This window comes from Cryobacterium sp. MLB-32 (genome assembly GCF_000738085.1).
Taxonomy (GTDB): Bacteria; Actinomycetota; Actinomycetes; order Actinomycetales; family Microbacteriaceae; genus Cryobacterium.
Window position 1 is genome coordinate 1 of record NZ_JPRS01000433.1, and the last position, 1,849, is coordinate 1,849.

Annotated in this window: 3 protein-coding genes; all 3 read left to right on the forward strand. The window is 60.1% G+C overall.

All coding sequences use genetic code 11. The annotated features are described in order from the left end of the window. The coding region (locus JF66_RS19180; RefSeq protein WP_035880478.1) for a YidC/Oxa1 family membrane protein insertase at positions 1-365 on the forward strand (365 nt) is incomplete at its 5' end. Between the two features lie 98 nt (positions 366-463). Beyond that, on the forward strand, positions 464-976 hold the full coding sequence (locus tag JF66_RS19185) for a R3H domain-containing nucleic acid-binding protein (RefSeq protein ID WP_051973771.1): 513 nt from the start codon (positions 464-466) through the stop codon (positions 974-976). A gap of 8 nt (positions 977-984) precedes the next feature. After that, a complete protein-coding gene (rsmG, locus tag JF66_RS19190) occupies positions 985-1,614 on the forward strand; it encodes a 16S rRNA (guanine(527)-N(7))-methyltransferase RsmG (protein ID WP_035880479.1) in 630 nt (209 codons plus the stop codon). Positions 1,615-1,849: the final 235 nt, after the last annotated feature.

A 1,849-nucleotide genomic window follows, 5' to 3' on the forward strand; every position in this document is an offset into this window, starting at 1 on the left:
AGATTGTCTCCAAGAACATGTCGCCCGAGACCAAGGCGAGCCCTATGTTCAAGCAGCAGCGCATCATGCTCTACCTGTTGCCGCTTGTTTTCGCCTTCTCCGGTGTGGCCTTCCCGCTCGGCGTCATGTTCTACTGGCTCACGTCGAACTTCTGGACGATGATTCAGCAGTTCCTGGTTATTCGGAACATGCCGACGCCCGGCAGCGAGGCCGCCAAGGCGCGTGAAGAGCGTCTCGCACGCAAGGGCAAATTGCTCGCGTCGGATGGTGACATCATTGTTGTTGATGAGCCCAAAAAGCCCGCGCAGCGTCAGCAGCCGGTGAGCAAGAACCGTGCCAAGAAGCAGCCCGGAACCAAGCAGTAGAGAGACGAGACCTCGTGACCGACAAGCTTGATGTGATCAATGGTGATGCACTGGCCGACAAGTCGGCCGGTAGTGCCCCTGTGGCGCCCGCGGACGACGTGGTAACTACCAGTGACGCTTCGGTTGTCGAGTCTGACAGCGATTCCCCTACCCAGAGCCAGCTTGAGCAGGAGGGGGACATCGCTGCCGATTACATCGAGGAGTTTCTGGACATCTGTGACCTTGACGGTGACATCGATATTGATGCGCGCAATGGTCGCGCGTATATCTCGGTCAACGCGTCAGATGAAGATAACCTCCGGGTTCTCTCCAAACCCGAGACCGTGAATGCCCTTCAGGAGCTGACGCGCCTGGCGGTTCAGAATAAGACCGGATCGTTCTCTCGGCTGATCCTGGACGTTGGTGGTTCACGCGACGCTCGGGAGGCAGAGCTCGCCGCCCTGGTCGCCCGCGCCGTCGAGCGCATTGAGGGTGGCGCCACGGAGGCGGCCCTGCCGGCCATGTCCTCGTACGAACGCAAGCTCGTGCATGATCTCGTTGGTACGCGTGGCTATCAGTCCGTGTCGCATGGAGAGGGTCGTGACCGTCACACGGTCATCACCGCGGTGTAGTTCTACTCGTGACAGATGCACTCGAAGTCGAACCGGCCGCCGCAGCGACCCTATTCGGTGATCAGTTAGATCAGGCACGTGCTTTTACGACTAATTTGGCTGATCAGGGCGAAGAACTGGGCTTGATTGGTCCTCTTGAACTTCCGCGATTGTGGGGTCGGCACATCCTCAACTGCGCGCTCATGGCTCCGTTACTCCGCGTGGGAGTGGTCGGTGACGTCGGGTCGGGCGCAGGCCTGCCCGGTCTTGTCCTGGCCATTGCCCGCCCTGATGTGTCGTTCATCCTGATCGAGCCGATGGAGCGTCGCGTTGCGTGGTTGAACGACCAGACTAGGGCGCTGGGGCTGAAGAACGTGACCGTGCTCCGCGCCCGGGCCGAGGACGTGCGGCTTGAACATCCACTCGATCAGGTAACGGCGCGCGCGGTGAGTGCCTTTCGAACGCTCATCCCCCTGACGGCACCCCTGCTCCGCGCGGGAGGCGAGCTTCTTCTAATGAAGGGGGAGCGCGCGTCTATGGAGGTAGACGGTGCCGGCAAGGCGATTCAGAAATACCGCGTGCACGACATTGAAATAGTGACCCTCGGGGAAGGCGTTCTCGACGACGTCACGAGGGTAATCAGGGCTACAGTGAGGTAGTCCATGGTGGTCCTTCTCACGCATCACAATCGTAAAGGTTTCACGTGAAACATCCTGGTGAAGAGCAGCACATGAGCAGCACGGCATCAGAGATCGACGGTGCACCGCCGCTGGCCCGCGAGATAGCTGAGCTGACGCGTCGGCGTCAGGTCATAGCGTCCGATCGCTTGCCCAAGCCCGAGAAAACGCGCATCCTCACGATTTCCAACCAAAAGGGGGGTGTCGGCAAGACCAC